Source organism: Sorangium sp. So ce1335 (assembly GCF_051521615.1).
Classification (GTDB): domain Bacteria; phylum Myxococcota_A; class Polyangia; order Polyangiales; family Polyangiaceae; genus Sorangium.
The window spans coordinates 11,362,275-11,385,997 of sequence record NZ_CP150363.1; the positions used below are offsets into that span (position 1 = coordinate 11,362,275).

Here is a 23,723-nt window from a genome sequence, read left to right on the forward strand (position 1 = left end):
ATTCGTGCTCAGGGCGCACCTCCCGTCGGCTCGTAGACATACGGTCGGGTGCTGGTCAGAGTCGTGAAGCCGAGCCGCCGCATGATCGGCTCGGAGGTGGGCAGCGCGTCGACCAGCGCATACGTGCGGCCGCGCGCCAAGGCTTCGGCCAGCCGGTGCCGGACCAGGGCGCTGAAGTAGCCGCGCCTGCGGTGGGCGCATTTGGTCCGGCCGCCCGCCAGCTCAGCGAACTCGCTGCCCTCGGCGTAGTGCGTGCGCCCGCAGGCGACCGGCTCGCCGTTGAAGCGCAGCACGTGGACGGTCATCCCGTCCGGCGTATCCCGTAGGATGCCCGCCAGGCGCCGCGTTTCCGCGTCGACGTTCCGGCGGCCGATGTCGCGGGAGATCTCGGCGACGTACGCCAGGCCGCGCTCGTCCTCGACGCGCACGATGTCCGTTCCCGGGGGCAAGGCGCCGGCGCCCATCGACGCTCCGCCCGCGTTCGCGAGAGGGAGCACCAGCACCTGCTCCTCGTCGTCGGACTCGAACCCCGCCGCGAGCAGGCTGTCCACGAGGTTCGCCGGGCCGTCGTGACCGTACACCTTCCACTCGAGTGTGTACCGGTGCCGGTCGGCCAACGCCTTCTCTTCGGCGATCAGCGTCGCGATCTCCGCGGGCGCCGCCGGCGCCAGGAGGATCCGGCACTCCGAGCGGTCGGGGGAGAACTCCCGCGCCACGATCCCAGGCTCCGCGAGACACAGGCGGTGGTGATCGAGGCGCTTGAGGAGGTGCTTGCGCTCGCTGTCCTTCATGTGACCTTTCCTCGTGCGAGGATCTCTGCCAACGAACGCGCTTCCAACACGTCCGTAAGGGTCTCGACGAGCCGATCCGCGTACCGTCGAGCCAGCTCGGGCGAGAACACGTCGGTATTGTAGGTCATCATCAGCTCCAGCCGCCCCTTCGTCCGCATGAAGACGATGAGGAGATCCCCCTCCTTCGAGCGGCGCGGCAGATCGAGTGACTCGAACCGGAGCGCGGCGCCCGGATCCTGCCGCTTCTTCATGTCGTCGTCGAGGTCGTCGAACGCGATCATGACGTCGAAGATAGGGCTCCGCTCGAGGCCGCGGCGCCAGCCTAGGTCCTCCATCGTCCACCCGTACGGGTACGTCTGATGCTCAAAGGCTTCTAGCAGCTCCTTCTGCGCGCGGACCAGGAGCGGGCGGACCTCGTCCTCGGGCCCGAGGCGGAGCCGGAGCGGCATCGTGTTGATGTAAAGGCCGATCTGGTTCTCGAGCTCCAGCCGCTCCCGGCCGCGGGCGTACGTGCCGATTGTGACATCCGTGCCACCCGTGCACGCGAGGAGCATGAGAGACACCGCCACGTGCGCCACGACGAACTCGGTGATCCCGAGCTCGCTGGCCAAGGCCGCGAGCCGGGAGGTCCACGAGTCAGGAACATCCACGCGCAGCCTGACCCCGTTCAATGTCGCGATGCGCGGGCGCTCCAGGTCCGTAGGGAGCGAAATGAGGGACGACGCCCCCTCCAGTCGAGAGCGCCAGAAGGCGCGGTGGCGGCTCTTCTGCTGCGGCGTCAACAGCCGCCGCCGCCAGCTGGCGACGTCCTTCGCCTGGACGGGAAGGGGTGGGACGGCCGCCGGCCGACCCTGCGCCAGATCGAGGTAGCGGGTCAGCCAATCATCCACAAATACCTCGGCGGAACGTCCGTCGGAGATCAGCTGGTGCATCGACACGAGCAGCAAGAAGGTGTCGGAGCTGGTCTTCAGGAGATCCGCGCGGACCAGGGCCTCGCGGCGGATCGCGAAGGGCGTCCGGATCCGGCGCTCTACGAAGTGCCTGGCGGCCTCACTCGGCTCCTTCGCTCCGGTGAAATCCTCCAGTTTGAGCGGCAGGGGCAGCTCCCCCGGCGCGTGGACGATCTGGACAGGGGCGCCCGACTCGTAGCCAAAGGTCGTCCGCAGGCTCTCGTGCCGCTCGATGACATCCGCAAAGGCTTTCGCGAGCAGGTCCACATCGAGGCGGCCATGCACGCGGTAGAGATCGTTCCGGTTGAAGGCCGCCCGCTCTTCGTAGTCGCGGTCGACTTGGAGCAGCAGCTCCTGGGTAGGCGCCACCGGGAACGTCCCCGTGCCCGCCACCGTCGGGATAGCCTCGATCTCGGCCGGCCGTCGGCGCATGACCTCCGCCGTCAGGGCCGCGAGGTTCGGCTGGACGAAGAGCACCTCGAGCGGCAGGTCGACCATCAGCCGGCTGCGGATCCGAGAGAGCACCTGGATGGCCCTCAGCGAGTTGCCGCCGACATCGAAGAATCCGTCCTCGGGGCGGATGTCCGTTCGGCCAAGCACCTCGGCCCAGATTCCCGAGAGCGTCGCCAGGGTCTCCCCGTCGGCGCCTTCCGCCGGGGCCGCGGCGGCGTCGGCGGGGGGCGGCGCAATCTTCGCGAGGGCCTTGCGGTCGACCTTGCCGTTGGGGGTGAGCGGCAGCTTCGCCAGCTCGACGAAGGTCGCCGGAACCATATAGTGGGGCAGCCGTTGGGAGAGAAACGATCGGCAGGCTTCGACGGATGCACCGCGCTCGAGCACGACGTAGGCGCTGAGCTGATCCTTGGCGCCGGGGGTGGGCGTGATGGTGGCGGCCTTGACGCCAGGACACTCGCCGAGGCGGCGCTCGATCTCGCCGACGTCGAGGCGAAAGCCGCGTACCTTCACCTGGTGGTCCGTGCGGCCTAGGAACTCAAGGGCCCCCTCGGTGGTCCAGCGGCCGCGGTCACCGGTACGATACATGCGCTGTTCCGGCTCGAACGGGTCGGGTGTGAAGACGCGCGCCGTCTGCTCCGGATCGTGTAGGTAGCCGCGCCCGACGCAGATGCCGGAGACGTAGATGTCCCCGACGCTGCCTTCGGGCACCACCCGGCGTAAGGCGTCGAGGAGGTAGATGAAGGTGTTCGGGATGGGACGCCCCACCGGCACCGAGCCGCTCATCACGGGCTGGGTGATGACGTGATGGGTGATGTCGTCGGAGGCTTCCGTCGGTCCGTAGGCGTTCACCACCGGCACCGTCGGATAGCGCTCGAGCCACCGGTTCACGACCCGCGGCTGGACCTCCTCCCCGGTGACGAGCAGGTACTCCAGGGCGGCGAGCATCGGCTGGACTTCCATCTGCTCCCAGACGTCCAGCATGGGACTCAGGTAAGAAGGGACGACCTCCAACACGGTGACGGCCGCCCTCTGGAGCTGCTCGGCGAACCCGCGGGGGTCCATCTGGACGGCCTGCGGGTAGATCACCGTCCGCCCACCGACGAACGGCCCCGCGAACATCTGCCAGACGGAGATGTCGAAGCTGCTGGGCGCGTTGTGCGCCACGACGCTGCGATCGGACAGCTGGAGGTCCGCGATCTTCGCGTGGAGGTGATTGAGCATCCCTCTGTGCTCGATCATTGCGCCTTTCGGAACCCCGGTCGAGCCTGAGGTGTAGATGACATACGCCAGCTGGTCCGGCGCCACTGGCGTATCGATGTTGTCCGCGGACTCCTCGGCGCCGCTCTCCGGGGTGAGCGGCACGAGGTGCCGACCTTCTTGCCGGAGCTGCTCCGCCGCTGCTCGACCGAGCTGGCAAGGGTCATACAGCGCCGTCGCCACCCGCGCCGAGCCGAGGATCTGCGCGATGAAGGCGGGTGGATAAGCGGGGTCGATCGGAAGGTAAGCGGCGCCACACTTCCAGAGCGCGAGGATCGACTCCACGAGCAGCCGGCTCCGGTCCATGACGAGCGCCACGAGGTCGCCCGGCCGGACGGCGTGTCGGTCACGGAAGTGTCGGGCCAGCCGATTGGCGCGGCGGTTCAGCTCGGCGAAGGTGGATGCCCCGTCCGGGCTCGAGAGGCAGACTTCGTTCGGCCGCACGGCCGCGTGCCGCTCGAGCTCACGGTGCACCAAGCGGGTCGGGTCGAACGGCAGGGAGCGGTGCCCGAGGGCGCGGATCCTCCGGGCCTCGGCGTCTGTGAGGAGCGGCAGGGCGCCCATGGGCTGTGCCGGCGTCTGCAGGAGCACCGTCGCCAGCTCGACGAAGTTCCGCCACAGGCGCTCGATCTCGTTCTGCTCGAGGAGACTCGTGTCGAAGCGGAACACCGCGTTGAACCCGTCGGGTTGCTCCGAGAGCATGATGTTCAAGGGGAAGACGCTCGTGTCCAGGTTGACGTCGAGCGGCGTAGCGGCAATCCCGGTACCCTCCAGAAAGGCGTCCGCGCTCGCGTCCACCTCGCCGAACTGCTCGTACTCGATCAGGACGTTGAAGAGGTGCGGGGTCTGGAGCCGGTTGCGCAGCCGCAGCTCCTTGATCAGCTGCTCGTACGGATAGGCCCGGTGGCGCAACGCCTCGCCGAACGTCGCCCGCACGGCGCCGTAGAGGTCGTTCAGGGAGGCCTCCTGAGACACAGCGAGGCGCAAGGGGATCGTCCGGACCAACATGCCGACGAGCTGCTCGGCCGCCTGGTTTCCGCGCTCCACGATGGAGGTGCCGAGCACCATACGACCATCGTCGGTGTGGCGCGCCAGGTACGCTGCGAACAGGGTCAAGAGAGCCGCGAAGTGGGTGCCGCCCTGCTCGCGGCTGAACTTCTTGAGCTGGCCGCTCAACGCCTCGGGGAATTGGCGCTTGAGGTAGGCCCCCTGGAAAGCGGCCGATCCCTTCTTGGTGCGGAGCGGCAAGTCGATCAGGGAGGGCACGTCGGCATACAGGCCAAGCCAGTAGTCGGCCGAGCCTGCGGCGCCTGCCGGACCGTCGCCGTCAGCGACCACCTGCTCTCGGTACCTAACGGCGATGGGCGGCAGATCGGCCCGGTCGTTCGCGACCAAGGCGCCCAGATCCCGGACGAGGAGTCCGAGGGACCAGCCGTCCGCCACGATGTGGTGGGTGACGAGCGTGAGCACCTGCGTGTCGCGGCCGAGTTGACGTAGCTGGACCCTGACCAGGGGCCCTCGGTCCAGGTCGAACGGCAGCGCGGCGAAGCGCCGGACCGCATCGCCGAGCGCGACTTCATCCGACGGACCCTCGTGCTGGACGACCTCGACGGCGACGACGCACTCCGTGAGCGGCGTTACCCGCTGCATCAGGGCATCGCCGACCATCCGGAACGTCGCCCTGAGCGCCTCGTTGCGGGCGACGAGTGCGTTCACCGCGCGCTGGAGTCGAGCCGGATCGATGTGGCCAGTGAGCTTGAAGCTGCGCGTCAAGTTGAAGGCGACGGAGCCGCCTTCGAACTGGGCGGCGAGCCACACCTGTTCCTGCGCCGGTGTGGCCGGAAAGAACTCGGGCTCCGCTGGCGGCGACGTCGGAGGCTGGGCCTCGGTCGGCGCCGGGACGCGGAGGGCGTCGATCCTCGCGACCAGGTCGCTCAATGTCATGTCGTCATAGATGGCGAAGTCGTCGAGGTTTACGCCGAGCATCGCGTTGATGCGGGCGACGCTGCGCAACCCGGCGATCGAATCGCCGCCGAGCGCGAAAAATGTCGCGTCGGGGCTCACGTCGTCCACGCCGAGAATCTCGCTCCAGATCTGGCGCACTACGGTCAGCGTGTCCAACGCGGCATCCGCAGCGCCCGCGTCCCGGGCGTCCTTCCGGGGGACCGGCGCGTCGGTCCGCACGCCGGTCGGCGCGCTGGTCGGCGCGCTGATTTCGTTGAGCCAACACCGGATCTTTTGGAACTGGTAGCTAGGCAGCTCAGTTCGCCGCCCGTCGCCGGCGCAGGACGCGAACGTCCACGTGGCTCCGGCGCGATAGAGGTCGGCCAGGAGCCGGGGCACGGCGTGCGCGTGGTCGTCGAGCGCCACGACCTCCCCCGCTCGCAGCTCGAGGAGCAGCTTCGTCACGGCGGCGAGCGGCCCCGCCTCGACGAAGACGATGCGTTGATCCGCGAGGCCGGATAGCAGGCGTTCGACGCGCGCGCGCAGCGGCACCGGATCCGGCGCGACGTGGCAGCTCTGCCGGATCGCTTCGGGGAGGGAGACGCGCCCGCCGATGGCCGCGGTCACATAGCGTCCTGCTCCCTCGCCGATCAGATGCTCGAACTTGAAGCCCAGCTCCCGGAGCCAGCCGTGGAACGCGTATTGAAACGCGAACTCCGCGATGCGCGCTGGCGGGCACTCGGCCCCGGCGCGCTCGCACTCGGCGTACAGGCGGTCGAAGGCGGGGTGGGCTGCCCGGAGCGCCCCCGTGAGCGCGGCGGATGTATGGCACTGCCCCGAGAAGATCAAAGCGACGACGGTCTCCGCGTTGGCCGCCTGTATCCGACCTTGATGCCGTGTGGGCTCCGCCAGCGCCCTGTCGAGCTCGGCGAGGTCGGCGACCGCCACAGCAAAGCGATGCTCGAAGTGACCGCGCCCGCCGACCAACGTCTTTTGGAGGTCGATGGGGCGGAGCGCCGGGCGTGCGCGCAGCCAGTCACGCAGCGCGGCCAGGTTCGCGGCCAGTGACTCGGTGCTGCGAGCCGAGACGGGGATCCAGTAGCCCCTTTCGCTGTCATGAGGGGCGTGGGACGACGCGGACGGCGGGGGCCCCTCCTCGAGGATCGCGTGCGCGTTGGTGCCCATGAGGCCGTAGGAGCTCACCCCGGCCCGGCGCACGCCGCAGGCGGGGGCCCAGGGCGTGAGCTCCTGGGTGACGGTCACGGCTGACCGCGCGAAGTCGATGAGGGGGCTCAGGTTGGCGCAGTGGACGTTCGGGAAGAGCTCGTGATGCCGCAGCGCCAGCGTGGCCTTCACGACGCCGACCAGCCCCGCCGCGCTCCAGGTATGCCCAATGTTGCTCTTGACCGAGGAGAGGGCGCAGAACTGCTTCCGGGTGCTGACCCGGGAGAACGCCATATCGATGCCCTCTATCTCGATGGGGTCGCCAAGGCGGGTGGCGGTGCCGTGCGCCTCGATGTAGGAGACGGTCTCGGGATCGATCCCGGCCTTCTCCCAGGCCATGCGCATGACCTCAGCTTCCGCGTGGGCGTCCGGTGCGGTCAGGGTGCTGGCGCGGCCGCCGACCTGATTCACGGCCACGCTCTTGACCACGGAGTGGACTAGATCGCCGTCCCGCTGCGCTGCGTCGAAGCGCTTCAGGACGATGGCCACGACCGCCTCGCCGGAGCCAGTGCCCGCCGCCTCCGCCGAAAAGCAGCGGGTCTTGCCGTCGGGCGACCGGATCCCGATGTCAAACACTTCCGTCAACGGACTGGGGAAGATATCCAGGCTCGCGCACCCGACCAGAGCGAGGTCGGCCTCGCCGAGCAGCAGGTCGTTCATAGCGAAGTGCAGGGCGACCAGGGAGGACGAGCAGGCGGTGTCGATCATCGCAGCGGGGCCACGCAAGTCGAAGAAGCGAGCGATCCGGCCGGCCATCGCCGACACATGACTTCCCATGACTAGCGTTGGCTCCTGCGTCTGGGCGAGGAGATGATAGGCGATTCGGGTGTCGGCAAGGTAGACCGCGGTCCGGGAGCCCCGCAGCGACGCGGGATCGTAGCCCGCGTTCTCCAGCGCCTGATAGGCTACCTGGAGCAGCATCCGGTGCTGCGGCGCCATTGTCTTCGCCTCGCCCTTGGAGATGTTGAAGAACGCGTGGTCGAAGGTGTCAATGTCGTCGATGTAGGCGCACAGCTGATAAGCCTCATTCGGCAGGAGCGAGGTTCGCGCTCTCCGGTCGTCGCTCAGCTCCCGGATGCTGTCGCGGCCGGCGCGTAAATTGCTCAGGAAGGCGTCGAGAGTGTCGGCCTCTGGCAGACGCGCCGCCATTCCGATGATTGCGACATCCTTAGAGATCATGGATTTTCACGTCCTCTTGGGATTCCTTCGAGTTGGCTTCTACCAGCTTCGCCTGCTCGGCGATGGTCGGGGAGCTGAACAGCTGGGCCACGCGGAAGGCGCCCGGATATCGGGCGTTCAACAGGTGGAAAAGGCGGAGAAGCTTCAACGACGTCCCACCGAGCTCGAAGAAGTTGTCGGTCTTGCTGGGCACCGGCCGCTCGAGGACCTCGGCCCAGATGGCAGCGATGTCCGCCTCGACCGGCGTATGCGGCCGCTCGGCGGGCGGCACCGTCCGGCGGAGCGCTGCCCCGGGTTGGGGCAGTGCCGCGCGGTCCACCTTGCCGTTGGCGGTGGTCGGGAGGCGGTCGATCAGGATGTACTCCCCGGGTACCATCGCCTGGGGCAGCTGGGTGCCGAGGTAGGTGCGCAACCGATCCGAGAGCTGCTCGTCGGGGGTCCTCGCGATGACGTAGGCCACGAGCCGCGGCTCGCGGTTCGCCTCGCGGTGGGGAATCACGATGCAGGCGGCCACCGCGGGATGGCGGCCGAGAACGCTCTCCACCTCGGCGGGCTGGATCCGCACGCCGCTGATCTTGACCTCGTGATCGAGCCGACCGATGACCTCGAGCGCCCCGTCCGGCCGGAGTCGGCCCTGGTCGCCGGTCCGGTACAGCAGGTCGTCGGCGTCCTTGTCGAACGGGTTCGGGACGAAGCCGCCGGCGCCCGTCTGGCCGTCGAGGTAGCCGCGCGTGCGAAACGGAGTCCGGATGACGATCTCACCAGGCTCGCCAACGCCGCAGAATCGGTCCCCGCGCATGACAAAGCCCTGGCATTGGGGCTGCGGGAAGCCGACCGGCAGCACCGGGGGAAGGGGCCCGCGGGGCACCTCATAGGAGAACTTCGCCATGGTGGTCTCGGTGGGGCCATAGAGGTTCACAATCCGCGTCGGACCCGGGTATTGGGCCCGGAACCGGTCTACGAGGGAGGCCCGCAGCGGCTCGCCCGCGAGGAAGAGCCACCGCAGGTCGCCTAGCCCGACGTCGGCGGGCGCGTCGAGCAGCCAGGTGTGGAACACCGTCGGTGCCGCGTGGAGGACGGTGATCCGCTTGCGGGCCAGCCAGCGGATGAGGGCGTCGCCGCCCCCCTCCTCCGTGGGCTCGGGGATCACGAGGGTTCCCCCGGAGACGAGCGCAAGCAGCGTGTCGCGCAGCATCACGTCAAAAGAGACGTTGGTCGTCTGCGCGCAGCGGTCAGTGGTCGCGATCCTGAAGGTCTGCCGCTGCCAGTCCAAGAAGTGGCGAAGGGCCCCGTGCCAGCCGAGGACGCCGCGGGGCGTCCCCGTCGTACCCGAGGTGAAGAACAGGTAGGCGGCCGCGGCAACGTCCACCGCCGGGAGCCGCGCTTCCCTGACCACGCCGCCGCTCGACGAGCCGGTCCCGGCGGCGATCCGGACCTGCGGCAGGCCCGCGAGGTCAGGGTGCTCCGTGGGCTCACTCGGGTCCTCCACGACGACGGCCCGGACCGGTTTGCCGATCGTCATGAGCTGCCGGCGGCGCGCTTCGGGAAGAGCGGGGTTCAGGGGGAACGCCACCGCGCCGCTGCGGAAGACCGCCAAGAGCCCGACGACGAAGCCGATGCTCCGCGGACCCGTCAGCACGATGACATCGCCGGGGCGGCAGTCGGACGCGACCAGCCTCTGGGCCAACGCCTCGACCCGATCGGCGAGCTCGGCGTAGGTGATCTTGGTGTCGCCCTGCTCGATGGCGACCGCGCCCCCTGCGTCGGCGCGCCACCCGAGGATGGACTCCGTGACGGGCCGCCCAACGCTCCGCTCGATCCGGCTGGAGATGGCGGCGCGCGCCGCAGCGTGCTCCTCGCGGTTCAGCAGGGAGAAGGTGGAGCAGGCGCCGTGCGGCGTCTCGATCACCTGCTCGAGGAGCGCGCGCAGCTGATTGAGCATGGTCGCGGCGCGGGCCGGGGTGAAGAGGTCGCGCCGGTAGGCAAGTTCGAAGCGCAGCCCCGTGGACTCCTCCCAGACATAGACCGTCAGCGCGTACTTCGCCGTCACCTCGTAGTGACCGCTATCGACCTTCATCGAAACGCCATCGATGCGCAGCTCCGCGTCCTGGTCCTCGAGGTAGTTGAGCAGGACGTCGAAGATCGGCGTCCGGTCGAGCCGGCGGACGGGGTTGACCTCCTCGACCACCCGCTCGAAAGGCGCGAGCTGGTGGTCGTAGGCGTCGCGGATGCCGGCGCTGACCTTGCCGAGCAGCTCAGCGAAGGTGGGGTCGCCCGACAGGTCGGTCCGCACCACCAGCGTGTTGAGGAAGAGGCCGATCACCGACTCGAGTTCGATGAACTGGCGGTTCGCTATGGGGAAGCCGACGACGATGTCGCGCTGGTCGCTGAGGCGCGACAGCAGGAGGCTCAACGTGGCCATGATGACCTCGAACGGGGTGCTCGAGGTGGCCTTGGCCAGCTCCTTCAACCGCGCGGTGGCGGCGAGGGGGAGCTGGAAGGTGGGCGAGGCCGGCGTTGGGTCCGGAGTCCCGGCCGAGACGTCGGTGGGCAGCTCCAGGATCGGGCAGTCGCGCAGCCGCGCGCGCCAGAAGTCGAGGTCCTGCGCAACGCGCCGCTCGTGCTCTGCGGCCGCGAGCGACTCGGCGTAGTCGACGTATTGAAGCGGCAGGGCCGGGAGCTCGACGGCCCGGCGGCCGAGCCGCCGCATGTAGAGCAGGGAGATCTCCTTGACCAGCAGGCGCATCGACCAACCGTCGCCGGCGATGTGGTGCAGCACGACCAGCAGGTAGTGCTCATCGGGGCTGGCCTCGAACAGAACGACACGGAGCGGTGACTCCGTCTCGAGATTGAACGGCCGCCGCGCCAGCTCGTCGGATCTGGCGCGGATCCGCTCGATCTGGTCGGGGCCGGCGCCCACCTCGCGGAGCTCGAAGGGGAGCGGCAGATCCAGGCGCGGTACCTGGCAGGCGCGGCCGCCGTTGGCGACGAAGACGGTCCGGAGGATCTCCTGCCGCTCCACCAGGTCCGCGAGCGCCTCGCGGAAGACGCGTGGATCGAGAGGCCCGGTCAGCTCGACCAGGATGCGGATATGGTAGGCGGCGCTGTTGGGCTCCAGCATGTGCAGGAACCACATGCGCTCCTGGGCGGGCGATAGGCGGTGGTCCTCCCGGCGCGGGTAGGCACGGAGCGTGACGCCCGTCTCGCTGCGGCGGCCGGCCGCGGCCTCGATGACACGCGCCTGCGCGGCGACGGTCTGGTTCCGGAAGATCTCGGCGATCCCGACCTGGACCCCGAAGCGCTTCGTGATCCGCGATGCTAGCTGGATCGCCGTCAGCGAGGTCCCGCCGACCGCGAAGAAGTCATCCGTGACCCCGGCTTGCGTGTCGGGGAGGAGCGCCCGCCAGAGATCGAGGAGGTCAGCCTCCGTCCGGCTCCGGGGGGCCTCTCCACCCTTTGCGGCAGTGACCGAGCCGGACATGGCGGCGAGCGCCTTCCGGTCGACCTTTCCGTTCCGGTTCACGGGGAACGTGGAGAGATATGCGTAGTGCGACGGAATCATGTACTCCGGCAGGCGCGCCGCCAGCAGTTCCCGCAGCCGCTCCGGCGGCGGACACGAGGCGCCGGCCACATAGGCGCACAGGAAGTCGTCGCCGCCGCCGCGCCGCTGCACCAGGACGGCCGCGCCGTCCACGCACGGGCAGCCGCGCAAGGCGTGCTCTACCTCGGCGAGCTCGATGCGGAAGCCGCGGACCTTCACCTGGCTGTCCGTGCGGCCGAGGCAGAGCAGCTCGCCCGAAGGGAGCCATCGCGCCAGGTCGCCGGTCCGGTACATGCGGTCGCCAGGACGGAAGGGGTCGGCGATGTACCGCTCGGCGTTGAGGGCCGGGCGGTTCAGGTAGCCGCGCCCGAGCTGGACGCCCGCGATGAAGAGCTCGCCCGTTACCCCGATCGGGCAGGGCTGCCCGGTCGGTCCGAGGACGTAGAGGCGGTTGTTCGGGGCCGGGCGGCCGATGGTGATCGGCGCCGCGCCCGCCTCGATCCGGCAACGGCTGACGTCGATCGTCGCCTCCGTGGGCCCATAGTAGTTGTGCAGCTGGGTCTTGCCGCCCGCTGTGGCCTTCAGGAAGCGGTTCGCCAGATCGCGGTCGAGGGCTTCGCCGCTACAGACAACGTGCCGGACGCTCGTCCACCCGCCCTCCGCTGTCGAGACGTACTGGTTCAGCATCGCTGGCACGAAGTGCAGGGCAGTCACGCCGTGCTTGACGATCGTCGCTCGGATGACGGACGGATCCGACTCGCCGTCGGGGCGCAGCATCACCTGCACCGCGCCGATGATGGGCGGTAGCAGCAGCTCCCATACTGAGACGTCGAAGCTGTAGGGAGTCTTCTGAAGGATGACATCGTCCTCGGCCAGCGCGAGCTCGTCGCGCATCCAGAGGAGGCGGTTGACAAGGGCGCCGTGCTCGACCAGCACGCCGTTCGGCGTGCCGGTCGAGCCGGACGTGTAAATGCAATACGCCACATTGCTGGGGGTGGCGACGGGCGGGAGGTTCTCCGGATGTGGCGCGAGTGGCTCCCGGAGGTCGAGGACCGCGGTGCCTTCCAGCCGCTGCCGCGCCCAGTCGGCATCGACGAGGGCGACCGAGGCGCCGCTGTCGCCGAGCACAGCATGCAGGCGGTCCGCCGGGTCCTTCTTGTTGAGCGGCAAGTAAGCGCCGCCGGCTTTCAGGATACCGAGGATGGCCACGGTCAAGTTGACCGACCGGTCCATCAGCAGCGCGACGATGACATCCTTGCCCACCTTGTATTGGGTCCGGAGTGCCCAGGCGACAGCGTTGGACTCGGCATGAAGCTCCGCGTAGGTGAGCTGGCGGTGCTCGTCGACAGTAGCCACGCGGTCCGGGGTCAGGGCCGCCTGCCGCTCGAACAGCTGCGGGACCGGGACGCTCAGGTCGTAGTCGAACCGGGTATCGTTGAAGCCGTTCAGCACCAGCTCCCGCTCCGCGTCCGGCATCATGCGCAGCGAGCCGATCGGGGCGTCCGGCGTCGCGGTCGCAGCGGCGATGAAGGGCTCCGCGATCGACGTGAGCAGTACGGCGAGGCGGTCCGCGAAGCGTTCCGCGGTAGCGCGCTCGAAGAGGTCGCTCGCATACTCGAGCGCGAGAGTCATCGATCCATCCGACTCTCGTCCATAGAGAGAGAGATCGAACTTCGTCGTCGTCGTCTCGCTGACCGCCTGCTCGAACGTCACGTCGGCTACCCGCTTCGGCGGAGCGGGGGCGCGGTGGAGCGCAAGCATCGCCTGGAAGATCGGGTTTCGACCGAGATCGCGTGGCGGGCTGACCGCCTCGACGACCTTCTCGAACGGTGCTCCATCGTGCGCGAGAGCTTCGAGCGTCGACTCTTTCACGGCCGCGAGCAGACTGGCGAACGACGCCTCGGCATCGACGCGCACGACGATCGGGACCGTGTTGACGAAGCACCCGACAAGGCCTTCGAGCTCGGGACGCGCGCGGCCGGCGACCGGCGTCCCGACGACGATCTCGGATTGCCCGGCGTGACGCGAGAGGAAGACGCCGAACGCTGCGAGCAGCACCATGAACGACGTTGCACCGTGAGCGCGCGCGAGCTCTACGAGCGCGCGACTCACCGATGCTTCGACCGGGACATCCACCGTGCCGCCGCGATAGCTCTCCACCGCGGGGCGCGGGCGATCCGTCGGCAAATCGAGCGCGCGAGGCGCGTCCGCTAGCACGCGCTGCCAGTACGCGAGATCGGCCTCAAGCCGCCCGCTGCCGAGTCGCGCCTGCTGCCAGGCTGCATAGTCCGCGTACTGAACGGGGAGCGGCGCGAGCTCGAGGCGGGCGTAGAGCGCGGTGAGCTCCGCCACGAGGATGCCGTGACTCCATCCGTCGCTCACCACGTGATGCTGCACGATTGAGAGCACGTGCTCGTCCGCTGACCGAGCGAAGAGCGTCGCACGGAAGAGCGGTCCGCCCGCGAGATCGAAGGGGCGCTGCGCGTGCTCGGCGACGAGCGCGTCGACGCGCTCATCGCTCAAGCCCCGCGCGTCTTCGAACCGAAGCACGCCGGTGCGCGGCTCGTCGATGACCTGCGCCGGAACGCCTTCGTCGGTGGCGACGATGCGGGTCCGCAGCACCTCGTGGCGCGAGACGAGCGCATCGAACGCTGCCGCCAACGCGACCCGATCGAGCGGTCCGCGCAGCCTGATCACCTCCGCCATGTTGTACGCCGAGCTCGACGGATCGAGCTGATGCAAGATCCACAGGCGCTCTTGGGCAGGCGACGTCGCGAGCAGCCCTCCGCGCGGAACACGCCGGATCGGCCCCTCGTCGGCGTGCATCGCTTGCGCGCGAACGCGCGATGCGAGCGCGCGGACGGTCGGCGCTTCGAAGAGCGCGCGCAGAGGTAGCTCCACCTGGAGCCGATCCCGCACCCGCGACACGACCTGGGTGGCCAGGAGGGAGTGGCCGCCCAGGTCGAAGAAGTGGTCGAGCGCGCCGATCCGGTCGACCGCGAGCACTTCCTGCCAGATCGCAGCGAGGGCCTCCTCGGTGGGCGTGCAGGGGGCGACGTAGCGACTTTCGCTCTCCGCCGCCCGCGCCTCCGGGGCAGGGAGCGCCCGCCGGTCGACCTTCCCTGTCGGGGTCAGCGGCAGGGCGTCGAGCGGGACGAACGAGACGGGGATCATGTACTCGGGGAGCCGCGCGGACAGGAAGGCGCGCAGGTCCTCGCGGCTCGGGGCGGGAGCGTCGTCGTCCCGCCGGGTGAAGTAGGCGACGAGACGGCGGTCGCCGAGACCCTGGTCGCGGGCGATCACCACCGCCTCGCGGACTGCGGGGAAGGTGCTCAGCACCACCTCGATCTCACCGAGCTCGACGCGGTAGCCGCGCACCTTGACCTGGTGGTCGGCCCGGCCGAGGAACTCGATCGCCCCATCCTGCCGGTAGCGGACGAGGTCGCCGGTGCGGTAGAGCCGGCCGCCGTCGCAGCCGAAAGGATCGGGGACGAAGCGCTCGGCGGTGAGGTCGGGCCGGCCGGCGTAGCCGCGGGCGACGGCGACGCCGCCCACGTAGAGCTGGCCGGGCACGCCGATGGGCGCCGGACGGAGGTGCGCATCGAGCACGTAGAGGCGTGCGTTGGCGACCGGGCGCCCGATGGGCGGCAGGGCAGGCCAGGCCGAGGGCGCGCCCGCGAGCGCGTGCTCGGTGACCACGTGGGTCTCGGAAGGCCCGTACTGGTTGCGCAGCGTGAGGGACGGGAGGGCGCCGAGGAGGGCCGCGACCTGGGGCGTGATCTGGAGCTGCTCGCCCGCGGTCACGATCTCGCGGAGCGTGGGCGGCAGCGGTGGGGCTCCCTTCGCCTCGGCGAGCTGGTAGAGCGCGACCGGGGGCAGATAGACGCGCTCGACCTCCTCGTCGGCGATCGTCCGGCGCAGCGCGTGGACGTCGCGGCGCTGCTCCTCGGTGAGGAGCGAGAGGACGCCGCCCGCACACCACGTCGTGAAGAGCTCCTGGAAGAAGACGTCGAAGCTCGGCGAGGTGAGCTGGAGGGTGCGGCGGGCGCCGGGCGAGGTGGCGAGCTGCCAGGCAACGAGGTTGACCAGAGGGCGGTGGGGCATGGCCACGCCCTTGGGCCGGCCGGTTGAGCCCGAGGTGAAGACGATGTAGGCGAGGTTGTCCGGGGAGAGGCCGGCGCGGTCGACGCGGGGCGCCGCGGCCGTGTCCGTCTCGTCGCCGACGCGGAGGAGCCGGGCGCCGTGGGGGGGCAGAGCGTCGGCGTAGCGCTCCTGGACCAGCAGGATGGGAATCCGGGTGTCCTCCAGCATCACGGCGAGCCGCTCGCGGGGGTAGGAGGGATCGAGGGGCACGTAGGCGCCGCCGGCCGCGAGGATGGCGAGCACGGACGTGACCAGCGCGACGGATCGATCCATGAACACGCCCACGGGGACGTCCGGGCCGACGCCGTGCTCGCGGAGGAGGGCGGCGAGTCGGTTCACCCGGGCCTCGAGCTCGCGGTAGGTGAGCTGGCGCCGGACGCCGTCGGGGCCGGGGTAACGCAGCGCCGGGGCGCCGGGCGTGCGGTTGACCTGCGCCTCGAAGAGGTCGGCGAGCGTGGCGCCTTCCGGGTAGGCGCGGGCGGTGGCGTTCCACGCCACGAGGAGGCGGTGGAGCTCGGGCTGCGGGAGGAGCGGGAGATCGCCGATGGGGGCTCCGGGCGCCGCCACGATCGCTTCGAGGAGCACTCCGAGCTGTGCGGCCATGCGGTCGATGGTGGAGGCGTCGAAGAGGTCCGTGGCGTACTCGAAGCTCGCCGTGATCCCGGACGGGCCCTCGACCATGGAGAGGAGCAGGTCGACCTTCGCCGTCTCCAGCACGCCGGGCAAGGAGCGCCCGCGCATCTCCCCGCCGGGGGTGGACTGCAGGGTGAACATCACCTGGAAGACCGGCGTCCGGGAGAGATCGCGCTCCGGCGAAAGCTCCTGCACCAGCCGCTCGAAGGGCAGGTCCTGGTGTGCGTAGGCGGAGAGGCATGCCTCGCGCACCGAGCGGAGCAGCGCCTCGAAGGGCACGTTGTCGGAGAGGCGAGCGCGGATCACCAGGGTGTTGAGGAAGCAGCCGACCATGTCCTCGGTCTCGGGTCGGATGCGGCCGGTCATCGGCGTGCCCACCACGATGTCGTCCTGCCCCGACCAGCGGTGGAGCAGCACATCGAACGCCGCAAGCAGCGTGATGAACAGGGTGACGCCCTGGCGCCGGGAGAGGTCGGAGAGCGAGGTGCGGAGCGATGCCGGCAAGGAGACCGTGCGGCATGCGCCGCGGTAGGTCATCACCGGCGGGCGAGGGTGGTCCGCGGGCAGGTCGAGCGAGTGGGGGACGCCGGCGAGCTGCTTTTTCCAGTAGGCGAGCTGGCGATCGAGGACCTCGCCGGCCAGAGAGCGCCGCTGCCACACGGCGTAGTCCGCGTACTGGAGGGGCGGGTCGGCGAGCGGCGAGGGCTCTCCCCGCCGGAACGCCTCATAGAGCCGCCCCAGCTCGGCATCGAGGATCGCCGCGGTGCGAGCGTCGCAGACGATGTGGTGGAGGGTGAGGAGCAGCACGTGCTCCTTCGGGCCCAGTCGGACCAGAAGGGCGCGGATCGGGCTCGCGGCGAGATCGAAGGGGATACGCGCTTCGGCTGCGGCGACGTCGCGGAGAGCCTCGCCACGCTCGGCCGGAGGGCGCTCGCCGAGGTCGACGAGCGGAAGGGGCACCTCCCCGGGAGGCTGGACCTTCTGCACCGGCTCCGCGCCGGCGAGCGTGAAGGTGGTGCGCAGGACTTCATGGCGGCGGACGATCTCGGCGAGCGCGCGGGCCAGGGCGCCGGCGTCGAGCGGACCCGAGAGCTCGATCGCCGCGGGGATGTTGTAGTGGGCCTGGTCCGGCTCGAGCCGGTGGAGGAACCAGAACCGCTCCTGAGCGAAGGAGAGCGGGAGGGGGCGGTCGCGGGGCGCGGGCTCGATGGGGGGCGCTCCGCAGCGCTCCTCCTCGGCCCGCAGCGCCTTGATGCGGGCCGCCAGGGTGGCCACGGTGGGCGCCTCGAAGAGCGCACGGAGCGGCACCTCGATCTCGAATGCATCTCTAGCGCGCGCGATGATTTGGATGGCCAAGAGGGAGTGGCCGCCGAGCTCGAAGAAGTGGTCGAGCGCGCCAATCCGGTCGACCGCGAGCACCTCCTGCCAGATCTCGACCAGGCGCTCCTCGATCACGTCGCGCGGCGCGACGTACCCTGCCTCGTCACCGCGCCACTCCGGCGCCGGCAGGGCCTTGTGATCCACCTTCCCGTTGGGCGTTAACGGGAGGGCCGCGAGCGGAACGAACGCGGAGGGCACCATGTACTCCGGCAGTCGCGCGGCAAGGAAGTCACGGAGCTCGGTAGGCTCGGGTGGGGCGTCGCCCGCGACGACGTAGGCGACGAGGCGCCTGTCCCCGGGCCTGTCCTCCCGGACGACGACCACAGCCTGCACCACCGCCGGATGCGCGGAGAGCGTGTGCTCGATCTCGCCGATCTCGACGCGACACCCCCGCAGCTTGACCTGATGGTCGAGCCGGCCCAGGAACTCCAGCTCGCCGTTGTTGCGCCAGCGCGCGCGGTCGCCCGTGCGATACAAACGTGCTCCCAGCTCGGTACCGAACGGATCCGGCACGAAGCGCTCGGCCGTGAGCTCGGGCAGGTTCAGATAACCACGAGCGACGCCGACGCCGCCGACGCAGAGCTCCCCCGGGACGCCGATGGGGAGGAGCTGGCCCTCCGCGTCGAGGATCACTATCCTGGTGTTGGCGATGGGCTTGCCGATGCTGGGCTTGCCGCCGCCCGCAAAGCACTCTCCCATGCTGGCGCAGATGGATGCCTCGGTCGGGCCATAGGCGTCGATGAACTGACGCCCCGGTGCCCACTGCGACACCAACTCTTCCGAGCAGGCCTCGCCGGCGACCACGATGGTGCGGAGATCCGGGAGGCTCGCCGAAGGGAGCGCGGCGAGGACCGAGGGCGAGATGGTGAGCACCGTGATCCGGTGGTCGATGAGCGTCTTCAGCAGATCCGGGCCGGGGAGCAGCGCGTCCGTGCTGGCGAGCACAAGAGTGCCACCGTTCAGGAGCGCCATCACGATCTCCCACACGGAAGCGTCGAAGCTGAGCGAGGCCAGCTGGAGAACGCGCGAGCCGAGGCCCACCCCGAACGCCCTGGCTTGGACCTCGGCGACGTTGACGAGGCCGTTGTGCTCGACGATCACCCCCTTGGGTTTGCCGGTCGAGCCCGACGTGTAAATCACGTAAGCGATATTGCGAGCTGACGCGAGAGGCGTAGGGTTTTCGCGGCTCTCCGCGGCGATCGCGCTCCAGCCGCTGTCGAGACAGAGTACCTCGGCCCGGTGCGCCGGCAGATCGGCGACGACGCGGGCCTGCGTCAAGAGCACCTTCACGCTCGCGTCCTCGAGCATGAACGCCAGGCGATCTGCGGGATACGTGGGATCCAGCGGGACGTACGCGCCGCCGGCCTTCATCGTGCCGAGCACCGCGATGATCATCTCCGGAGAGCGGTGCATGGAGATGCCGACCAGGATCTCCGGCCCGACCCCCCGCTTGCGGAGGTGGTGAGCGAGCTGATTGGCCTGCTCGTTCAGCTCGCGATACGAGAGTTGCTTGCCCTCGAAGACGACGGCAACAGCGTCGGGCGTCTTGTCGACCTGCGCCTCGAAGATGGCGTGGGCGCACAGATTGCGTGCGGTCTCCACCGCGGTGCCGTTCCAGGCCTCGATGATTTGCGATCGCTCATCATCGTCGAGCAAGGGCAGGCCGAGGATCCGCGCGTCGGGAGCCGCCACCATCCGCTCGATAAGGACGAGGAGGTGCCGCCCCATTTGCTCGATCGTGGAGCGGTCGAACAGGTCGGTGTTATAGCAGAGGGTGCCCAGGATCCGCTGGTCCCGCTCGGTGAGCGTCAGGGTGAGGTCGTACTGGGCGGTTGTCTCCTCCCGCTCGATCGGCTCGATCGCGAGTCCCGGCAGCGCGAGCGCGGCCTCGGGCGCGTTCTGCAGAACCAGCATCGCCTGGAAGAGCGGCGTCTGGTCCATCGCGCGCTCCGGGTTCACGTGCTCCACCACCCTCTCGAACGGCACATCCTGGTGCGCGTAAGCCTCGAGCGTGGCCTCCTTCACCCGGCGCAGGAGCTCACGGACGGTCGGATCGTCCTCGAACCTGGTCCTGAGCGCGAGCGTGTTCACGAAGAAGCCGATGAGCCCCTCGATCTCGCGCCGCTGTCGATTGGCGATCGGGATCCCGACCACCACGTCCGTCTGCCCTGCGTACCTGCCGAGCAGCGCCTGGTAAGCCCCGAGGAGGGCCATGAACAGCGTGGCCCCCTCCTCGTTCGCCAGCGCCCGCAGCCGGGCCGCCAGCGCCGCATCGATCACGAGCGAAATGGACGCCCCGTTCGACGTCGCCACCCGAGGCCGCGGGCGATCCGTCGGCAGCTCGAGGCGGGCCGGGCATCCTGCGAGCTGCCCCTGCCAATAGGCGAGTTGCTGATCGAGCACGCCCGCCTCGAGCCAGCGCCGCTGCCACGCCGCATAGTCGGCATACTGCAGCGGCAAGGCCGGCAGCAGCGCTTCCCCCCCGTGCGCCTCGGCCACGTACAGCGCCCCGAGCTCCCGGATGAAGATGCCCAGCGACCACCCGTCGGACACGATGTGGTGCATCCCGACCTGCAGCACGTGCTCGATGGCTGACAGGCGGAGCAGAGCGACGCGGATCAGTGGGCCCTTCGACAGGTCGAAGGATTGCCGGGCCACCTCCTCAGACCACCTCTGGACCATATCGACCTGCGCGCTGCCGGCGAGCGTGCTGAGATCCTCGAGTGGGAGCGGCATTCGTACGGCAGCGTCGATCACCTGCCTCGGCTCGCCGTCACACGTGACGAACCGAGCCCGGAGCGCCTCGTGCCGGGCGAGCAGCGCGCCGAGGGCCCGCTCAAGCGCGGGGACATCGAGCACCCCCTTGAGCCGCACCGCACCGGCGATGTGGTACGCTGCGCTGCCGGGCTGGAGCTGGTCGAGGAACCAAAGCCGCTGCTGCCCGTAGGACACGATTTCCTGCCCCGACCGCGCCACAGGAACGAGAGGCGGGCCGCTCGCCGCCGCCCCCGCCTGCAACGCTTCCTCGATGTGCGCGGCCATCCGCTCGAGCGTCGGCGCCTCGAAGATGGCCCGCACGGGCAGCTCCACCGCGAGGCGCTGCCGCACCCGCGACACGACCTGGGTAGCGAGGAGGGAGTGGCCACCCAGGTCGAAGAAGTGGTCGAGCGCGCCGATCCGGTCGACCGCGAGCACGTCCTGCCAGATGGAGGCGAGGGCCTCCTCTGTGGGCGTGCGGGGCGCGACGTAGCGCCTTTCGATCTCCGCCGCCCACGCCGCGGGGGCGGGGAGCGCCGCGCGATCCAGCTTCCCGTTCGGGGTCACTGGGAACGCGTCAAGCGTGATGAACGCGGACGGGATCATGTACTCGGGGATCTTGTTCTTCAAGAACGCGCGCAGCGCGGAGGCCGAGGGCGGGGCGCCGTCCGTGAGGAGGTACGCAACGAGCCGCTTGTCGTCGCCGTCGCTTCGCGCGAGGACGCACGCGCCGCGGACAGCAGGCAGCTGCGCGAGCGCGCTCTCGATCTCGCCGAGCTCGATGCGCAGGCCGCGGATCTTCACCTGGTCGTCGAAGCGGCCGTGAAACTCGATGTTGCCGTCGGGCAAGAAGCGGGCACGATCGCCGGTGCGGTAGAGCCGGCCGACACCCGAGAAACAATCCGTCACGAAGTGTGACCGGGTGAGGTCGAGCCGGTTCAAATAGCCGTTGCCGACCGCAACGCCGCCGATGACGAGCTCGCCAATCGCGCCAATCGCGGCGCGTTCGCCATGCCGATCGACGACGTACATGCGCACGTTCGCGATCGGCTTTCCGATCGGAATCGACGGCCGGGCGACATCTTCGGCCGCGCACCGCCACATCGTGACGTCGACCGCGGCTTCGGTCGGGCCGTACAGGTTCACCAGCGACGCGTTCGACCTGGCGAAGAAGCGCTCCACCACCTGCTTCGATAGCGCCTCGCCGCTCGCGACCACGACGCGCAGCGCCGGCAGGTCGCCGAAGCCAGGATCCTGGAGGATCGCCCCGAGCACCGATGGCACGAAGTGCACCACGCTCACGCGCCCGCGGCGCATGACCTCGAGAAGCAGCGCTAGATCGCGGTGCGCGTCGCGCGGCGCCACGACGACCGTCGCGCCGACGACGAGCGGCAAGAAGAATTCCCAGACCGAGACGTCGAACGTGTACGGCGTCTTCTGAAGTACCCGATCGCCTGGACGGAGGTCGAGCGCCTCCCGCATCCAGAGGATGCGGTTGGTGATGCCTTCGTGGTGGTTGATGGCGCCCTTCGGCGCTCCCGTCGAGCCCGAGGTGTAGATGACATATGCGTGATCGCGCCCAGTCGTCACGCACGTCGGTCGGTCCGGCGGCTCCTGCGCGAGCGCGGCTTCGTCGCCAACATCCACGATATTGATCGCGGAGGGGGCGGGCGCGCGCCCGCGCGTCGCGGCGTGGACGATCAGCGCCGCGGCTCCGGCGTCCTCGATGATGAACGCGATGCGTTCCGCAGGATAACCAGGATCGATGGGTACGTATGCGGCGCCCGCCTTGAGGACAGCCAGCAGCGAGACGACGAGCTCCGCCGAGCGCTCAAGCAGCAAGGCCACGTACGCGCCCGGGCCCACGCCCGCGCGGCGAAGCCGGGACGCGAGCCGGTTGGCGCGTGCCTCGAGCTCGGCGTAGGAGAGCGTCGCACCATCGGTTTCGATCGCCGTGGCGTTCGGCATCGCGTCGACAGTCGCTTCGACGACCTCGTGGAGGCATCGATCGCCGCCCTCGTACCGACGTGCCGTCTCGTTCCACGAATCGAGAAGCGCAATTTCGGCGTCTGGGAGCGCGGTGAGCCGCAGCGATGGAAGCTCGGGTGTCGCGAGCCCACGGAGGACACACTCGAAGCGGGCGAGCAGGCGCTCGATCGTCTCGGGAAGAAAAGCAGCGCTCCGGTACTTGCAACCAAGCAGGAGCGCGCCGTCCCGCACGGCGACGTCGAAGAGCAGATCGATCTCCGCGGTACCGTTGTCGAGCAGCTCCAGGTCGCCGCGGAGCACGTCGCCGAAGGGTTGCCCTTCGGCTGCTTCGTACGAGTGGAGCACGAGGCCCACGTTGAAGAGCGGGTTGTCCGTCGAGAAGCCCTCGCGCTTGGCGGCGCGCACGATTTCCTGGAAGGGAAGCATGGCGCGGCGGAACGTCTTCATCGTCGCGTCGCGCGCGACCGCGACGGCGTCAGCACCGGACTTCGTCGCCTTCAGCGGGAGGCGGAGCGGGACGATGTTCGTGAAGTCGCCTACGACCGAGCGGACCGCAGCCAGCGATCGTCCCGAGATGACGGTGCCGAGAACGATGTCGTCCTGCTCCGTCCAACGTTGCATCAACAGCCCGAGCGCTGCGAGCAACATCATGAACGTCGTCGCCTGGTTCGCCTGTCCGGCCGCGGCCAGCCGCTCCGCAACGCCGGGGTCGACGCGTCGAATGATCCGCGCTCCATCCGAACGCGAGGTCTGCCCTGGCGAGGCGTCGAACGGCAGCGGCAGGTTCCCCGGAGCCGATGCGAGCGTGTCTTCGAAGAAGCGGGTCATCACCGCGCGCGTCGGCTCCAGGCGGCTCAGCTCCTCGGCGGCTGCCGCCGCATAGGCGCGTGCCGGCGGCAGCTCCGGTGCCTCCTCGCGCAAGAGGGCGGCGTAGATCTCGCCGAGTTCACGCGTGAGGATGCCGATCGACCAGCCGTCGAGAATGAAGTGGTGGGCGGTGAAGAGGAGGCGGTGTTCGGTCTCGGAGATCTGCACCAACAGCGCGCGCCAGAGCGGCGCTGCAAGGAGATCGATGCGCGCGCGGCCGTGCTCAAGCGCGATCTCAGCGAAGCGCGGCGCGCGCTCTTCTTCAGGCAGCGACGCGAGCGAGAGGCGCGAAAGCTCGAACGTATTTTGCTCCGGCGCGACCCTCTGGCACGGTGATTCATTGACCAAAGCCACGTGCGTCCGCAGCGCCTCGTGGCGACGGACGAGCAGCCCGAAGGCACGGCGAAGGACCTCGTCGTTGAGCGTGCCGCGCAGCCGAAGGGCCGTGTGCACATGGTGCGTCGGGCTTTCGGGATCCAGCTGCGTGAGCACCCAGAGCCGATTCTGGCTCGGGGTCAGCGGAAAGTCGCGAAGGCAAGGCTCTTCGTGACCGCGCTGAATTTCCGGAAAGTCCCCCGTTAGCTTGCCGAGTTCGCTCATCTGCAAGATCACTCC

The 23,723-nt window shown here is 69.4% G+C and carries 3 protein-coding genes; all 3 read right to left on the bottom strand.

The genetic code is table 11. From position 1 onward, the window contains the following. Nucleotides 1-8: 8 nt before the first annotated feature. Genes WMF24_RS42600 through WMF24_RS42610 form a run of 3 tightly spaced genes read right to left on the bottom strand, consistent with a single transcriptional unit; the run spans nucleotide 9 to nucleotide 23,708 of the window. Entirely contained in the window at nucleotides 9-791 is a 783-nt protein-coding gene (locus WMF24_RS42600; RefSeq protein WP_437733200.1) for a GNAT family N-acetyltransferase, read from the bottom strand. Then, nucleotides 788-7,798, bottom strand: coding sequence for an amino acid adenylation domain-containing protein (locus tag WMF24_RS42605; RefSeq protein WP_437733201.1), 7,011 nt, complete (start codon nucleotides 7,796-7,798; stop codon nucleotides 788-790). Before WMF24_RS42605 ends, WMF24_RS42600 begins: the two co-directional genes overlap by 4 nt. Beyond that, entirely contained in the window at nucleotides 7,788-23,708 is a 15,921-nt protein-coding gene (locus WMF24_RS42610) for a non-ribosomal peptide synthase/polyketide synthase (RefSeq protein ID WP_437738920.1), read from the bottom strand. Before WMF24_RS42610 ends, WMF24_RS42605 begins: the two co-directional genes overlap by 11 nt. Between the last annotated feature and the right edge of the window lie 15 nt (nucleotides 23,709-23,723).